The organism is Rhodoblastus sp., assembly GCF_052145335.1.
GTDB lineage: Bacteria > Pseudomonadota > Alphaproteobacteria > Rhizobiales > Beijerinckiaceae > Rhodoblastus.
In genome coordinates this window covers 1-16,164 of record NZ_JBKQOU010000199.1, presented here as the reverse complement: position 1 = coordinate 16,164, position 16,164 = coordinate 1, and the positions used below count along the sequence as shown (strand labels likewise).

Genomic DNA, 16,164 nt, shown 5'->3' with positions numbered 1-16,164 from the left:
GGCTTATGCGATGGCCTATCCATCATCCGATCCGCGCGCTGCGGAGCTGCCGCACTGGATGCACAGATACAACTGGCATCGTCCACACGGCGGCATAAAATACCAAACGCCCATCAGTCGCCTCGGTCTAACCGGGGACAACCTGTTGAGGCTCCACAGCTAGCGGCAGCCATGGCGTGAAAAACATAATCAAACACGGCGACCTCCTGAACCAGGCCCGGTCTATTGAGCCGCCTTCCTAGCGCCGATCAAAGTAAATTCTCCATACCGTTTCGCAGAGACAAACGTACAGAACCCACAACCAACTTTTACTGCAAAATAGGTTACTTCGGCTTCCTGCCAAATATTAGCTCCATCCATCACGATGCCTATTTCAAGGGAAAGGCTTGCTCCAATGCGTAGTTGAGCGCCAGCACGTTGACCCGCGGTTCGCCGAAAATCCAGAGGCTGCGGGGCGTAATGTGCTGATCAACGAATGCCGCAACCTGCTCCCGCTTCAACCCACGCGCTTTGGCGACACGTTCCGCCTGAAGGGACGCATTTGCCGGACTGATGTCGGGATCGAGGCCCGAGGCCGATGCCGTCAGAACGTCCGCAGGCAAGGTTTTGCCAGCCAGTTCCGGCTGCGCCTCCTCGAGCGCCTTGCGGTGGCCGATCAAGCGGTCCTCAAGCGCCTTGCTGGCCGGTCCAAGATTGGAGGCGGAGGTGTTGGCGGCGTTGTAGGGCTCCGGTTTATTGGAATCGCTCAGATCCATCGTCGCCGACGGACGCCCATGGAACCATTGCGGATCGCTCCATTGCTGGCCGATCAGCCGGGAGCCGATGATCTCGCCGTCGCCGCTTCTTTCGAGGCTGCCATTGGCCCGGTCGGGCATCAGGAGTTGACCGACGCCAGTGACGGAGAAGGGATAGGCGAAGCCGCAAATGGCTAAGGTCACCAGCGAAACGCGCAGGGCGCCGTTCACATAGTCAAGCATAACGATTGCCTTTCAGATCAACGGCGCGATCACCAGATCGATCAGCTTGATGCCGATGAAGGGAGCGATCAGGCCCCCCACTCCGTAAATCCACAGATTGCGGGAAAACAGATTTTCCGCCGTTTCGACGCGAAATTGGACGCCGCGCAACGCGAGCGGAATTAGCAGCGGGATAATCAGAGCGTTGAAGATGAGCGCCGACAAAACCGCGCTGCGCGGGCTCGCAAGCCCCATGACGTTCAGCGCCACCAAACCCGGCAGCGCGACGATGAACATTGCGGGGATGATCGCGAAATATTTTGCTACGTCGTTGGCGATTGAGAACGTCGTCAGCGCGCCGCGTGTGATCAACATCTGCCTGCCAATTGCGACGAGGTCGGTGAGCTTGGTCGGATCGGAATCGAGATCGACAAGATTTGCCGCCTCCTTGGCCGCACTCGTTCCCGAATGCATGGCGAGGCCGACGTCCGCCTGCGCCAGCGCAGGCGCGTCATTGGTGCCGTCGCCGGTCATTGCGACCATCCGCCCTTCGCTTTGCTCGCGGCGGACGAGGTTCAGCTTCTCTTCCGGGTTCACTTCGGCGACAAACTCGTCGACGCCGGCTTCGGTCGCGATGGCCAATGCAGTCACTGGATTGTCGCCGGTGACCATGATCGTGCGAATCGCCATCTTGCGTAACTGAGCGATGCGCTCGCGTATGCCCGGCTTCAGCGTGTCGGCCAGCTCGACTATGCCCAAAATATCGCCGTCGACGCTGACGGCGAGCGGCGTCGCGCCATTTTGCGAGACGCCGTCGGCGATCGCCTGAAGGTCGGCCGGCGGCGAACCCCGGAACCGATCGGCGACGTGTTGGACGACCGCGCTCACCGCGCCTTTGCGAATGACGCGCCCATCGGGGAGATCGACGCCGCTCATGCGGGTCTGCGCCGAAAAATCCAGTCCCTTCGCCCGTTCCAGCCCGGACATAGGCTCTGCGCCGCGCGCAATGCTGCAAGAGACGACGGATCGACCCTCCGGCGTGGTGTCGAAAAACGACGCGAGATAGGCGGCCTGGATAATGTCTTTCTGTCGACAACCCGCAACAGCCAGAAAATCATTCGCTTCGCGGTCGCCTGTGGTGATCGTTCCTGTTTTGTCGAGGATCAACGTCTGGACGTCGCCAGCCGCTTCGACAGCCTTGCCCGACATCGCCAGAACATTGAACCGCATTGTGCGGTCGATAGCTGCAATGCCAATCGCCGAGAGCAGCGCGCCAATCGTCGTGGGTATCAGCGCGACGAGCAGCGCTACGAGATCGGCGACATTGATCCGCGCTTGCAGATAGGTCGCCACAGGCCCCATTGTCGCGACGACGATGACGAAGATCAGCGTCAGGATGGACAGAAGCACCGTCAGCGCGACCTCGTTCGGCGTTTTCTGCCGCCTGGCGCCTTCGACAAGGTGAATCATCCGGTCGAGGAACGTGTCGCCGGGATTGTTGGTGACGCGAATGAGCAGCCAATCGGAGATGACGGACGTTCCCGCGACGACGGAGGAGAACATGTCGGTTCCCGCCTCCTTGAGCACGGGCGCGGATTCACCCGTGATGGCGGATTCGTTGACGAAGGCGGCGCCCGAGATGACTTCGCCGTCGGCGGGCATGAGTTGGTCCTTTTCGACCCGGACGATGTCCCCCTTGCGCAGGTTCCTTGCCGGAACGGTCTCCTGACCTCCGTCCTCAGTCATGCGGATTCCGACCAGTTCCGATCGGGTTCGCCGCAACGCGACCGCCTTCGCCTTGCCGCGGCCTTCGGCGAGCGCCTCGGCATAATTGGCGAACCAGACTGTCAGGACGAGAATGATCGTGACGGCGCCGTTATAGATGCGCGACGCGCTGGAGGGGCCGAAAAGATCCGGCTCGATTGTCAGCGCCAGGGTCACCAGCGACCCTAGCCACACGACGAACATCACCGGGTTGCGAATTTCCGCGCGAGGGTCGAATTTACGGATCGATTCCTTGAATGCCTGCCAGAACAGATCGGTAGTGTAGGCGCTTTGCGGTTGCACGCCGCGAAATTTCGCGCCTAGCGGAGTAAGCTTCGCAGCTTTTTCTTGTTTTGCCGCCATCAAATTTCTCCCGCAACGACCGTCGATCGAGCCTCTTGGCTAGAAGGTGAGCCCGGCTTTCATCGCAAAGAACTCGGCGATCGGTCCGAGCACGAGGGCGGGAAAAAAGGTGAGCGCGCCCACGATCAGGATGGTCGCGAGCCAGAAGACGCCGAACCGCAAAGTGTCGGTTCGCAACGTGCTCGTCGTCGGCGGCGTGGTCGGTTTTTGCGCGACGGAGCCAGCGACTCCCATCAGGAAAATGATCGGCGGATAGCGGCCGATGAAGATGACGACGCCAAGCGCCAGGTTGAACCAGGCCGTATTGGAGTTGAGGCCGGCAAAGGCGGAGCCATTGTCCGCCGCCCCGGAAGCAAAGGCATAGAGGACCTCCGAAAAACCGTGGACGCCATTATTTCCGAGCGAGGACAAGGCGTAGGGCGCGATCATCGACCAGGCGGTCGGCGAGAGAATGACCAGCGGATGAATGAGAAGGGTGAGCGAAACCAGGATGATTTCCTGCTTCTCGATCCTCTTGCCCAAAAACTCGGGGGTGCGCCCGACCATCAGCCCCGCCACGAATACGGCGATCAAGCCGAAAACCAGCGCGTTGAGAAAGCCGACCCCTTTGCCGCCGAACACGCATTGCAGCATCATCTGGCCCAACATCGTGATGCCGGGAAGGGGCGTATAGCTGTCATGCGCCGAGTTGACCGCGCCGGTCGTGAAGGCCGTGGTAATATCCGCAAACAGGGCGCTGCCGGAAATGCCGAAGCGAACCTCCTTGCCCTCCATGTTGCCGCCAGGCTGTCCGCTGCTCGCCGCGCTTTCGAGGCCGGCGTGCGACAGGATCGGCGTCCCGCTCTGCTCTGGAATGACGCAGACCAGCAGGAACAGAACCACCAACGCGCCCATAATGCCGTAGAGCACCCCGGCCTGCCGCCGGTTGCCAATCATTTCTCCGAAAGACACGACGATGCCAGCCGGCAATACCGCCATCAGGACCATCAGGATGATGTTGGTGAGCGGCGTGGGATTCTGGAAGGGATGCGCGGCGTTGACGTTGTAAAAGCCGCCGCCGTTGGTGCCGAAGAGTTCAATGGCGCCTTGCGAGGCGACGGGGCCCACGATGATCGTCTGATCCGCGCCCTGCAAAGTGTGGGCGGTCACGCTGGCGTCCAGCGTTTGCACCGAGCCTTGCTCGATAAACACCAACGCCACGATGAAACATACGGGAATGAGAACGCGGGTAATGAAGCGGATAAAGTCGCGATAGAAATTGCCAAGATCGGCGCCGCCATCGGTCACCGTGAAGGCGCGAATCCAGGCCATGGCCACAACGAATCCTGTCGCGGAAGAGGTGAACATCGGGAATGTAATGGCGCCCATCTGGCTGAAATTGGAGAGCGTCGTCTCGCCGCTATAACTCTGCCAATTGGTGTTGGTGATGAAGCTGATCGCCTCATTGAAGGCTTGAAAGGCCTCCATCCCATGAAATCCCAAAGGGTTGAGCGGCAGATGATCCTGAAACAGGAAAATCGCGAAAATGATCAGCGTCATCGCCATATTGGTGGCGAGCATATGTAAAGTATAGACTTTCCAGTTCATCGCCTGGCTGACCACATTGCGGCCAATCAGGAAATAAATCGCATTGTCGATCGGATCGAAGAAGCGGTCGAAAGGCGTCCGCTGTCCCATGACAACCCGAGCCATGTAGCGGCCCGCCGGGATGCTGAGCAAAAAGATCGCCAGTAGAGTGAAGCCGATCTGTAGCCAACCCGGGGCGGACATTTGAGTTCTTCCTTCGGAGCCTGAGAACTTGTCGTGCAACCGTCAGAATTTGTCTGGGTTAATCACGGCATAGAACAGGTAAATGATCAAAAGCACGACCAGCAGCACGAGAATATCAAGCGCGATCATCGGCAACTCCATGACGCTCTCGGCGGCGAGGCGAACCCGTCGCGGTGGTCTTAGCGAGAGCGGGCGCTGTCTTTCGGTGTCGTGGCCGGGCCGTCTTCTAAGGGAGGATTCTGGTCCAGCGAGGCAAGATGCGGCTTGGCGATGAGATTTTCGCAGAATTTGACCACGCCAAACATCAGGACGTAGAGCACAATCAGCGCGAGAAACATGAAAGCGGCGGCCATGCGGCTTCCTTGGGAATTGCTGTCGCCGAACGGCGGCGATGCGACATTACCCGAAGTCGCGTAAAGGATGAATATCGAGTTGGAGGCGCCAACGTAAACGAAGGATATGTCAACTTGAGCGGCGGCGACGACGCGGGATGCGCGGATCGCCAGTGAATCTTTTCTGAATTTTGAACCTGATCGGCTTCGCCGCGACTCCGCAAACCTACTGATTCATATTCAATTCCCGAATCGACCAGGACATCGATCGCCCTGTCGACTCCGCCCCCAAAACAGCCCTTTGCCCAGACTTTAATTCGCCCAGAAATAAGGAAAATAACTTCGACGCGCGTAAAACCTACATCAAACGACGGCTTCATGCCGTCCTGAGACCGCCGACCAACGGCCCGCGAAGGTCTGCAACGGGTCTTGGTTGTGTGAAAACGTCGAGCGGGCCGGAGCGCGTAGAAAATTATTCGAAACTGTTTCTTATTTCGTGAAGAGTTTGAAATTTTGTTCTCATCGTCGGGGCGAGGCGAGAAAGATATCCTCCGGCGTTTCGACGAAATCGCGTTTTTGCACAGCCAGGGTCAACTTGAGACGGTCGCTATCAAACCGTGACCGTCTGTTCGGCGCCGCCACACCCGGAAGTTCCGCATTGGCTGAACGAACCCGCGTCTTCGGCGGTTAGCGGACATTCCATTTCCTCGCGGAATCCGACGCGATCCTCCCGTTTCGGGAAGCAGCGTCGCATTCATCTCGCCGTGCGCGCAGGTCATTCGAACTGCTTGCCCCGTCCGGCGCGCGGCAAGACCGAAACCGCTTCCTGGCGAACGGCCGACTTTCGGCTTGCGACGGCGGTGATGAAACCCGCATAGCTCCAGGCCAGGTTCCTGGCCGAAGCCGGCGCCCCGTCAAACTGGGAGAATTGTTCGGCCAGTTCTCCCGAATCCGGCGCATGGACCCGCACCATGGCCATGAACATGTCGCCACGATCGATCAAGGCCTTGAACAGTCCTGCGCGATGCTGCGGATCGAGCGACGCGCCACCTAGCGGCTCGTGCGGCTTTGTGAGCAGGGGAGCCAGAATTCCCCTGTTCTCCGGCGAGAGCGGCAGCGTTGCGCCAGCCGCGACGGCCCGCGCGAAACGATAATAAAATTGCGCCGCGCCGAGCGTCGAAAAATAATAGGCGCCGCCAGTGAAATATTGGTCGTTGGGATAGCGCCCCATCGCCGGCGCGCAATCCGCCGCCCGCTTCCGGTTGATCGGATAGTCCATGGCGAAAAGCTCTTCGAGCGCCACCATGGTCGAGAGGACCCTCGGATCGAGGACGCTATGCGCGCCGCCGCTTGCGTCGGCGTGAATCACACCGAGAATTACGGCTATGTCGAGCCGCATGACGAAGGGATCGTGCGGACTGTTCGGGTCAACGGCGGCGGGGGTGAGATAAGCGCCGGACAGCGCGTCGAAATGCTCTTCGAGGCTCGAGGCGATCTCGCGCGCCGCCTCGCGCCAAACTTGCGCCCTCCCCGCCTCGCCGATCGCCTCTGACCATTCCGCGCCCTCTTTCAGCGCGGCGTGTTGCACAAGCCGCGTATGATAATGCCGGCCGAGCTGTTCCTCCCAAAGATCGTAGCAAGGCTCCCGCCAATGCGCGCAGGTGAAGGCCAGATCGGCTTCGAGCAGCGCCCTCATCGATTCCGCGCGCGTGAGAGGTCGCCATTGTTCGAGACGCCAGAAGCGCAGGAGCGTCAACGCGCGCAAAGCCGGACCGTCGTTCTGCGGGCGCGCCCAGCGAAAAATGTCGAGCGTCCCGTCTGGCGCGAAACGCACCTCGCCGAGGACCAGATCACCGACAATCGTGTTGAGATCTTCGCTGTTGCGCAAGTATTTCCGCAGCTCGGGGTCGATTTTTTGCCGGAAATCGCCGAGACGCAGCAAAGCGGGACCGTCGAGCCGGTTGAGCGACAGGCTGAACTCGACGAAATCATTGAAATATTCCAGCGCCTCCGTTCCCAGCATCCCGTCTTCGATCGAGACGCGCAGGGCGTCGATGACGAGAGAGGAATCGCGCAGCCAGTGGAAGAAATAATCCGGATTGGGATCGTCCAGGCCGAGTTCGGGCGAGGCCAGCACGGAGCCGGGCGCGGGCCGGATCGCCTGACCGAATGCTGGTCGATGCCTGACCAGTTCCGTCGCCGAAATGGCGCGGAGCATGGCGGTCGCGCTGAAGCGAACCTGCCGCTCCATCCAGTCTTCCAGCGGATTTTGCATGTCGGGCCTCATCAAATGCGGACTGTGAAAGCCGAGCCGGCGCAAGCCTGTCTGGTCGCCCTCGTCTGACCGATATCGCGTGAACTTGCTTCTCGCTGGCGTGGCTACTGGCGAAAGCGCCTCCCGGCGCGAGAATCGGTCTTGGCGGATCTACCTTCGGCCGTTCCGCCAAAGGACGGGCCTTGCGGCTAAGGCGCGGGCCGGCTGGGACTTCCATCGGCCAGTTCGGAAATGCGCGCCGAAGGAACTACCAGGCATTCGCCTTGGGGTTCCCGCGACAGGCGCAGAATACGGGTGAAAAATGTCTCTTCGGCCTGCGAACCGGAAATGCAGACCAGCGCGGCCGCCGCCAGTTCATGCCGAAAAATATCGAACACGGCCTGTCGCGCCTGCGGCGTTAGCGCGTCGATCGCCTCATCGACGAAAACCCAGCGCGGCTGATGCAGCAGCAGACGGGCGAAGGCGAGCGCCTGCTGTTCTGGGCCTGTCAGATCCCTGTCCCAGCGCGCGACATGGTCGAGCGCTGGCGCCAGATGAGCCAGCCCGAAGCGCGAAAGCGCCGCGACAAAGGCCCCGGTCTGGAATTTTTTCGGCGACTCCGGATAGGCGAGGACCTCGCGCAAACTCCCCTCCGGAAGATAGGGCCGCTTCGGCATGAACAGGATTCCGTCGGCCTCGGGCAGGCCGACCCGGCCTCTTCCCCAAGGCCACAGGCCGGCCAAGGCGCGAAACAGGCTGGTCTTGCCGACGCCGGGCGCGCCGAGGATCAGCACATGCTCGCCCGGCTCGATCTTCACCCGCTTCTCGTCGAGCACGGCGCAGCCGGACGGCGAAATAACCCCGAGATCGTCGAAATGCAGATTGCCGTCGGCGCTTGCGACGCGTTCGATGCGGCTCGCATTCCGGCCGAGCTGGTCCATTTCCTGTAGCGCCAGGCGAAAGGCGCCGACCCGGAACAGCGTGGCGCGCCAGTCGGCGATATTGCCGACATTGTCGACGAACCACCGCAAGGATTGCTGCACCTGGTCGAAGGCCCCGACCGCCATCAGCATGCCGCCAAACGACAGGTTCCCGGCAAAATAGGCGGGCGCCGCCACGATCACCGGCGCCACCAGCATGAACCAGCCGTAACCGGCGGTGATCCAGGTCAGGCCGGTGGTGACCAGGACGATCCCGCGCAGGATCAGGAGAAGGCGCTGGAGTTCGCGGTTCAGGCGATTTCTTTCGCCCTCCTCGCCGCGATAGACGGAGATGCCTTCGTTGTGCTCGTTGGCGTGAACCAGGGCGAAGCGAAGATTGGACTCGCGGGCGTAGCGTTCGGCGTTGAGGGGAACGAGCCGCCGGGCGGCGCGCCAGCTCGCCAGCGAGGCGCCGCCCGCCAGCAGCAGCGCGCACCAGACCATGTAGCCGGGAATGGAAAAACTGTGGCCCTGGACGGTGAACACCACCCCGGCCGACAGAACCCAAAGCACGCCGACGAAACAGACCAGCAGCAGCATCGCCTGCAGCAGGCCGACGCCCAGATCGGTCGAAAGCTCCGTCAGGCGACGGGCGTCCTCGTCAATGCGCTGGTCCGGATTGACGCCGATCCTGCCGGCGCCGGCGATGAGAAAGGCGCGCTTGGAGGTGAACCATTCGCCGACCAGATCGCGCGTCAGCCCCTCCCGCAATTTCATCTTCGCCGTCAGGTTGAGCCGCATCTGGGCAACGTTGAGAACGAGCAGAACCCCGGCGATGGCGGCGAATACCTGAAGCTGGGAGATGAACGCCGCAAGGTCCTTGTCGGCGAGGGAATCGTAAAAGGCTTTCGTCCACTCGTTGAGCCGGACCTGCGCGGCGGTGGTCGCGCCGACCACGACGACGAGGGCGAAGCCGAGCCAGAGCAGCTTCGCCAGCGCCGGCGAATGACGAAAGCCGCCCAGCAACGACTTCAATAGTGCGACGAGGTTTTCGCGCGAAGCTTTGGCGTCGGTCGCGTCCTGACGGGCGGCTTCTGGCTGTTCCACCATCGATCCTCGACCGGATTGCTTTCGTCGCCTATAACATCACCGACATGTTCCATCGGCAAGATCGATCGCCGCCGCGCCGGAAGCCGACCGATCGGGCCAGCTTGATCCGGGCGCCGCGATGAACCTGATCGACAAGCTTCTCGCGAGAATGACGCTAGACGAGAAGCTTGGCCAGCTCAATATGGCGACGGCGGGCCAGGCGGTCACCGGGCCGGTCAGGGACGACCCGGCGACGGAGGCCATCCGCGCCGGCAAGGTCGGGGCGCTGCTCAACCTGTGGGGCCGCGAGGCGACGGCGCGCTACCAGAAACTCGCGGTGGAAGAAACGAGACTGGCGATTCCGCTGCTGTTCGGCGCCGACGTTCTGCACGGCCACAGGACGACCTTCCCGATCCCGCTCGCCGAGGCCGGCCTGTTTGACCCCCAGACCTGGGAGCGCACGGCGCGCGCGGCGGCGGTCGAAGCCGCCGCCGATGGAATAGCCTTGACCTTCGCGCCGATGCTCGACATTGCGCGCGACCCGCGCTGGGGACGCATCGCCGAGGGGCCGGGCGAAGACCCTTTGGTCGGCGCCCTTTTCGCCGAGGCAAAAGTGCGCGGCTTCCAGGGCGGCGATCTGGCGGCGCCGACTTCGATCGCAGCGACCGCCAAACATTTCTGCGCCGGCGGCGCTGCTATTGCGGGGCTCGAATATGGCGCCGTGGACGTGTCGGAACGCACATTGCGGGAAGTCTATCTGCCTCCCTTCCGCGCGGCGGTCGAAGCCGGCTGCGCTGCGATCATGCCGGCGTTCAACAGCGTCGCCGGTATCCCGATGACCTCCAACGCGCCGTTGCTGCGCGACTGTCTCCGGCGGGAGCTGGGGTTCGACGGCATGATCGTCAGCGACTATGACGCCATCGCCGAACTGCCGATCCATGGCGTGGCCGCCGACCTCGCCGAGGCTGCGGCGCTGGCGCTGAAGGCCGGCGTCGACATGGATATGGTCAGCGGCGTCTATCACGCTTGTCTGCCGGAGGCTCTCGCGAGGGGTTTGGTAGGATTGGACGACATAGACGCCGCCGTGCGCCGCGTCCTGACGCTCAAGCGAAGGCTGGGCCTGTTCGACGATCCCTATCGACATGTTTCGGCGTCTTCCCAAGTCGCGCGACCGGAAGTCGCGCGACCGGCAAAGGAACTCGCCGCCGACGTCGCCCGGCGCGCGATCACGCTGCTGACCAATCGCGGCGTTTTGCCTCTGGCGGCCGACTTGCGCCGCATCGCCGTGATCGGCCCGCTTGCCGACGCGCCGGCGGAAATGCTCGGCCCCTGGTCGCTCGCCGGCGAGGGGAGTCGATGCGTGACCATCCTCCAAGGCTTGCGAGCCGCACTGCCGCATTGCGAAATCACTTTCGCGGCGGGCGTGAGCGCCAAAGGGCACGAGGAAGGTGAGATCGCGGCGGCCAGCGATCTATGCGCAAAAGCGGAACTCGTCATCCTCTGCGTCGGCGAAACGGCGGACATGAGCGGCGAAGCGTCAAGCCGCGCGGCGCCGGGCCTGCCGGGCCGCCAGCGCGCTCTGGCCGAAGCAGTTCTAGGCGTCGGGGTTCCGGTCGTGGCGGTGATCTCGTCCGGCCGGCCGCTGATGATCGCATGGCTCGCTGAACGGGCTCACGCCTTGGTCGCGACCTGGTTCCTGGGCGACGCGGCGGGACATGCGGTCGCGGATGTGCTGACCGGCCGTTTCAACCCGACCGGCCGGCTCGCCGTCACCTGGCCGCGCGAGGTCGGCCAAATCCCTATTTTTCACGCGGCGCGGGCAGCCGCCAGGCCCGCCGACCCGGCCGAGCCCTTTTCCAGCAAATATATCGACCTCCCGGTCGAGCCCCTGTTCTCCTTCGGCCACGGCCTCTCCTACGCCCGGGTGACCTTGCGAAATCTGCGCGCCGCGCGGAACGAGTTTTTCCGCCGGGATCGCATCGAGCTGAAGATCGACGTGGTCAATCAATCGACAACCGCCACGGAAGAAACGATTTTCCTGTTTGCGCATGATCTCGCGGCGAGTTCGGCGCGCCCGCTACTGGAGCTGAAAAGCTGGGCCAAGGTCGCTTTGGCGCCGCGCGAGGCGAGAACGGTCGCGCTCGCCTTGCCCGCCGAATCCCTTTGCTGCCTGAACGAAAATTTCAAGCCTGTGCTGGAGCCCGGCGAATTCGACATTTTCGTCGGCCTGAGCGCCGATCGCAAATCGCTGCTGACGACGCGCCTGCGCGCGCTGGCTGGACCGGCCCCGAGGGACGGCGACGCCGCGACCTGACGCAGCCAAAGTTGAAGATCCGGCGTTCGACGCGCTCTTTGGCCGACGGCCAATAATTTCTGTTTTTCGGAGCGCGGCGACGGCTCAGACCTCCTTGCGGACTCCCGCTCGCGCGAGTTCCTTCAGCGCCGCGGCGCCCCCTTCGGCGGTCACGGGCGCGGTCGCGGTGGTGACGAGGACGGTCGGGAACCCTGCTGCTACGGAGTCGAGCGCCGTCGCCCTCACGCAAACGTCTAGCGCCAGGCCGCAAAGCCACACTCGGTTGACGCCGCGCTTTCGCATGTCTTCATCCAGGCCTGTTCGATCAAACGCCGAGTATTGATCTGAATCGGACCGATCGCCTTTGTTGACGATGACGACGTTCGGCGGAAGACACAGCGTGGAATGAAAATCAGCTCCGGAGGCGCCCTGCACACAATGCCTGGGCCATGGACCGCCCTGTTCGACAAAGCTTAAGTGATCTCGCGGATGCCAGTCGCGTGAGGCGAAAACCACAGCGCCGGCGCGAGCCGCCTCCTCGATCAAGGCGTTGACGCGAGGAACGATCTCTTCGCTCCCCTCGATGGGAAGCGCGCCGCCGGCGCAAAAATCTTTTTGCATATCAACGATAAGTAGTGCGTCACCACTTGAAATATGGTCGCTGTCGTACACGAGACATCCTTTTTCCGACGCCAGAACTCGGACATGCTGACCGCCAAGCCTCGTGCCTCCATGACCGTCAACGCTGATAAAGGCCGACCAGAACGGATTCCGCGATCAAATGTTTGCGCGCCTGTCGGTTGACGTCGCGACATGACGCTTCCGGGCCAACGCCGAGATGATCGGTCGAAAGCGCAAGCAGACGGAAATGGTAATGATGCGGCCCGTGGCCGCGCGGCGGGCACGGGCCGCCATAGGCCGCATCGCCGAAATCATTGACGGCCTGCCGCAAAGTTTTTCCGCCGCCGCGCCGCCCAGCTCCCTCCGGGAGATCTGTTCTGTCGGCGGCAAGGTCGTAAACGGCCCAGTGGCGCCAGGTTCCAGCCGGTGCGTCTGGGTCGTCGCAGAGCAGCGCGAAGCTGAGCGTTTCCGTCGGCGCGCCGCTCCAATGAAGCGGCGGCGACAGGTTTTCGCCGTCGCAGGTGAAGCGCCTGGGAATGGCGTCGCCATCGGAAAAGGCGCTTGAGTTGATCTGCATGGATCGCCTCCATTATGCTGTGGCCCTATATAACACAGGCGCGACCAATGACGCACAGTCAGGCGGCGCTTCGGGTTGGTTCCGGCTTTGCAAGCTGCCCAAGGTCGGGCTCGCCGCAATGGGCCAGCACGACGTCACGCACCGCATCGCGCAATTGCGCCAGGGAGGCGAAGTCCGTTCCCGAAGGTTTGATGGCGCTCTCAATCTGAACGCTAAGTGGCGTCCAACGCGGAAACCACTGATCGCTGCGCAGCATTGACCGGGTCCCCCGAAGAATTCCCGGGAAGATTGGCAAACCTGCAATCGCCGCCACCTTGAAAGCGCCGAGATAGAAGTCAGACAAACCCGCTCGGCGGGTAAACGTGCCCTCTGGAAAAAACACTAGGTTGCGGCCGCTACTGGCCGCCGCAAGGATTGCCTCGATATCGAACGCAACGCCGCCGACATCATAGCGATTAACGAACAATGCGCCGAGGCGGCGCAAGAACGGACCAGCGAAAAATTGCTCCGCGAGTTCGCTCTTCGCCACGTAAGCGGGCTCGCCTGGAAGAACCGCGGCGAGGACAACGGCATCCATGTAACTCGAATGATTGAAGACGAACATCGCATTCCCTCGCGGCGCCACCTTCAGTCCCACAATGGTGACCGGAGCAGCGACAGAAGCGAGCGCGGTGCGAGCAATCGAGCGCACCGCCCTCCAGCGCCAATCAAGGCGCGGCAGCGTCATCACCGCCAACCAGGCGAGCAGGGAGCTCGACTCCACCACGATCCACCACCACGAAGCGTAAAGCGTTTCGCGAAGCAACGCGGTCAGCCGCGTGATCTGCGGGGCGAGGCCATCAAGTGACAATCGCAGCATCTGCCTCCATAACGCTCGCTGCGATGCTCCCAAGCTTCCTGCTTTATAGAGTTCTTTGGCGGAGCTGCGGCGAATCTTGCCGCTCGATGTCTTCGGCGCCGTACGCTCAGGCGCGAGGACAATCTCCTCGACGGGCGCGCCAATCATGTCTGTCGCTTTCTCCTGGATGCGAGTCCGCAGCGTCACGCGAGCAGCCGATCAGTCTCCCGCGTCTCCGCCAGTATGACGACTCGTTCCGTCCCCGATGCGGGATCAGCGACGCCAAATACCGCCACGCAGCCTTTGCGGACGCCTGGAATTCCAGCGATAGCCGCCTCGATCTCCTGCGGATAGATATGCTGGCCTCCGCGGATGATGAGGTCCTTGATCCGACCGGTGATATAGACATCGCCCCCAGCCATGTAAGCGCGATCCCCACTGTCCAGCCAACCGCCGCAGATCAGTTCGCGCGTTTTCGCCTCGTTATCGAAATAGCCGGAGGTCGCCGACGGGCCGCGAAATTCCAGGCGGCCTTCGCGTCGTTCGCCCACTTCGAGGCCGAGATCGTCGACGAGGCGGATTTCATGGCCGGGCAGCGGTTGACCACAGGCGACGATCTCGAACGGCTGCGGATCATTTGCTCTTGCAAGCTCCGCAAAGCCGCGCCGGCTCAAGGACTGCCGGTCTACGCGATCGATGATCGGAGCTCGTCCCACCCCCCATGACCCCCGACAAACGGTCTGAAACGATCCTCTGGATCGAGGATCACAGCATCAATGCGTACGAGCTGAAGCTCTGGGCTAGAGAGCAAGATCCGCAGCTCCTCCGCGCTCTGCCTTCTCTTCCGGGACTTCAGTCATGATCGCTTCCGTCAGCAAGAGGACTCCAGCCACCGATGCGGCGTTTTCCAAGGAAATGCGAACGACCTTGGTTGGATCGATAATGCCGGCCTCGATCAGATCGACATATTTCTTGCTCCCGGCGTCGAAACCTTCGTTTTCCTTTCCGCTAATCATTCGCGCGACGACAACGCCGCCATCCGCGGCTGAGTTCTCCGCGATCTGACGCGCCGGCGCTTCGAGGGCCCGTTTGAGAATTTAGACGCCCGTTTTCTCGTCGCCGTCGCATGCAGCCTCTTCCTTGGCGACCGCCTCTATGCAGCGCAGCAGCGCCAGCCCGCCACCGGGCACGATCCCTTCGGCCACTGCCGCCTTGGTGGCGCTAATCGCGTCGTCGAGCGCTTCCTTCCGCGATTTCATTTCGGCTCCGTCGGAGCGCCGACGCGAATGACCGCGACGCCGCCGACCAGTTTCGCCAGGCGCTCCTGCAACTTCTCCCGATCGTAGTCGCTGGTCGCCTTCTCGATTTCACGGCGAATCTGATCGATGCGCCCCTTTATCCGCTGGCGATCGCCGCCGCCGCCGATGATGGTGGCGTTGTCCTTGTCGACGACCACCCGTTTAGCGTTTCCCAGCTGCTCGACTGTCACGTTCTCAAGCTTTAAGCCGATATCCTCGGAGATCACCTGCCCGCCGGTCAGCGCCGCAAGGTCCTGCAGCATTGCTTTCCGACGGTCACCGAAACCCGGCGCCTTGACGGCGCAGCTCTTCGTGCCGCCACGGACGTGATTGACGATCAATGTCGCGAGCGCGTCGCCTTCGACGTCCTCGGCGACAATCAGCAAGGCCGCCCGGATTTCGCGATCTCTTCGAGCACCGGCAGAAGATCCTTGAGGTTGCTGATCTTGCGTTCGGAAATCAGGATCAGCGCGTCTTCCAGCGCCGCCTCCGTCTTTTCGGGGTTGGTGATGAAACAGGGCGAAAGGAAGCCGCGGTCGAACTGCATGCCCTCCACCACTTCGAGCGTCGTTTCCGTGGACTTCGACTCCTCGACGGTGATCACGCCGTCGCCGCCGACCTTGTCGATGGCGTCGGCCACGAGTTCGCCGATCACGGGATCGTTATGCGCGGAAATCGCCGCGACTTGCGCCTGCTCCTTGCGCGTCTTGACCGGGCGCGACAAGCTCCGCAGAGCCTCGATCGAACGTCTTGTCGCACGGTCAAGGCCGCGCTTGATATCGACCGCGCTTGCTCCAGCGACAACGTTGCGGACGCCGTCGGCGAACAAGGCGTGGGCCAACACCGTGGAAGTGCTCGTTCCGTCGCCCACCATGTCGCCAGTTTTCTCCGCTGCCTGACGCAGCATCCTGGCGCCGAGATTCTCTTCGGGATCCTTGAGATCCAGCTCTTTGGCGATAGTGACGCCGTCATTGCAGACGATTGGAGCGCCCCACTTTTTTTCGATCAGGACCGACTTGGAGCGCGGCCCAAGGGTTACGCGCACAGCGTCGGCTAACTGCGTCGCGCCCCGCAATATCTTTTCGCGAG

13 protein-coding genes and 1 pseudogene are annotated in these 16,164 nt (G+C 62.2%); 2 read left to right on the top strand and 12 right to left on the bottom strand.

What is annotated here, in order from left to right; genetic code table 11:
* Positions 1-163, top strand: a 163-nt coding sequence (locus ACLP2E_RS12630; RefSeq protein ID WP_442466138.1) for an integrase core domain-containing protein, incomplete at its 5' end; no start/stop codon positions are given.
* A 205-nt stretch (positions 164-368) separates the two neighbouring features.
* On the opposite strand, the gene kdpC is transcribed toward ACLP2E_RS12630, so the two are convergent.
* The 7 genes from kdpC to ACLP2E_RS12595 form a co-directional block, all read right to left on the bottom strand.
* On the bottom strand, positions 369-977 hold the full coding sequence (gene kdpC / locus ACLP2E_RS12625; RefSeq protein ID WP_442466137.1) for a potassium-transporting ATPase subunit KdpC: 609 nt from the start codon (positions 975-977) through the stop codon (positions 369-371).
* Between the two features lie 12 nt (positions 978-989).
* The gene (gene kdpB / locus ACLP2E_RS12620) at positions 990-3,083 is read right to left on the bottom strand and encodes a potassium-transporting ATPase subunit KdpB (RefSeq protein ID WP_442462662.1); all 2,094 of its coding nucleotides are present in this window, start codon (positions 3,081-3,083) and stop codon (positions 990-992) included.
* A gap of 39 nt (positions 3,084-3,122) precedes the next feature.
* Positions 3,123-4,853, bottom strand: a complete 1,731-nt coding sequence (kdpA, locus tag ACLP2E_RS12615) for a potassium-transporting ATPase subunit KdpA (protein WP_442466136.1) — start codon at positions 4,851-4,853, stop codon at positions 3,123-3,125.
* A gap of 42 nt (positions 4,854-4,895) precedes the next feature.
* A complete protein-coding gene (gene kdpF / locus ACLP2E_RS12610) occupies positions 4,896-4,994 on the bottom strand; it encodes a K(+)-transporting ATPase subunit F (protein WP_442462664.1) in 99 nt (32 codons plus the stop codon).
* Between the two features lie 38 nt (positions 4,995-5,032).
* The gene (locus ACLP2E_RS12605) at positions 5,033-5,206 is read right to left on the bottom strand and encodes a hypothetical protein (protein WP_442466135.1); all 174 of its coding nucleotides are present in this window, start codon (positions 5,204-5,206) and stop codon (positions 5,033-5,035) included.
* A gap of 754 nt (positions 5,207-5,960) precedes the next feature.
* On the bottom strand, positions 5,961-7,460 hold the full coding sequence (locus ACLP2E_RS12600; protein ID WP_442466134.1) for a glycoside hydrolase family 15 protein: 1,500 nt from the start codon (positions 7,458-7,460) through the stop codon (positions 5,961-5,963).
* A 188-nt stretch (positions 7,461-7,648) separates the two neighbouring features.
* A complete protein-coding gene (locus ACLP2E_RS12595; protein WP_442466133.1) occupies positions 7,649-9,469 on the bottom strand; it encodes an ABC transporter ATP-binding protein/permease in 1,821 nt (606 codons plus the stop codon).
* A gap of 118 nt (positions 9,470-9,587) precedes the next feature.
* On the opposite strand from ACLP2E_RS12595, the gene ACLP2E_RS12590 reads away from it, so the two are divergent.
* Entirely contained in the window at positions 9,588-11,762 is a 2,175-nt protein-coding gene (locus ACLP2E_RS12590; RefSeq protein ID WP_442466132.1) for a glycoside hydrolase family 3 N-terminal domain-containing protein, read from the top strand.
* A gap of 84 nt (positions 11,763-11,846) precedes the next feature.
* Here the strand turns inward: ACLP2E_RS12590 and ACLP2E_RS12585 are convergent, their stop codons facing one another.
* The 5 genes and pseudogenes from ACLP2E_RS12585 to groL form a co-directional block, all read right to left on the bottom strand.
* Complete coding sequence (locus ACLP2E_RS12585) at positions 11,847-12,413, bottom strand: isochorismatase family protein (RefSeq protein ID WP_442466131.1); 567 nt, start codon at positions 12,411-12,413, stop codon at positions 11,847-11,849.
* A 67-nt stretch (positions 12,414-12,480) separates the two neighbouring features.
* Positions 12,481-12,939 carry a YbhB/YbcL family Raf kinase inhibitor-like protein gene (locus ACLP2E_RS12580; protein ID WP_442462670.1) on the bottom strand — a complete coding sequence of 153 codons (459 nt, stop codon included), beginning with the start codon at positions 12,937-12,939 and terminating at the stop codon, positions 12,481-12,483.
* A 58-nt stretch (positions 12,940-12,997) separates the two neighbouring features.
* Entirely contained in the window at positions 12,998-13,945 is a 948-nt protein-coding gene (locus ACLP2E_RS12575; protein WP_442466130.1) for a 1-acyl-sn-glycerol-3-phosphate acyltransferase, read from the bottom strand.
* 35 nt (positions 13,946-13,980) lie between these two features.
* On the bottom strand, positions 13,981-14,493 hold the full coding sequence (locus ACLP2E_RS12570; protein ID WP_442466129.1) for a hypothetical protein: 513 nt from the start codon (positions 14,491-14,493) through the stop codon (positions 13,981-13,983).
* 84 nt (positions 14,494-14,577) lie between these two features.
* Positions 14,578-16,164, bottom strand: a pseudogene (groL, locus tag ACLP2E_RS12565) (chaperonin GroEL); the annotation flags it as partial.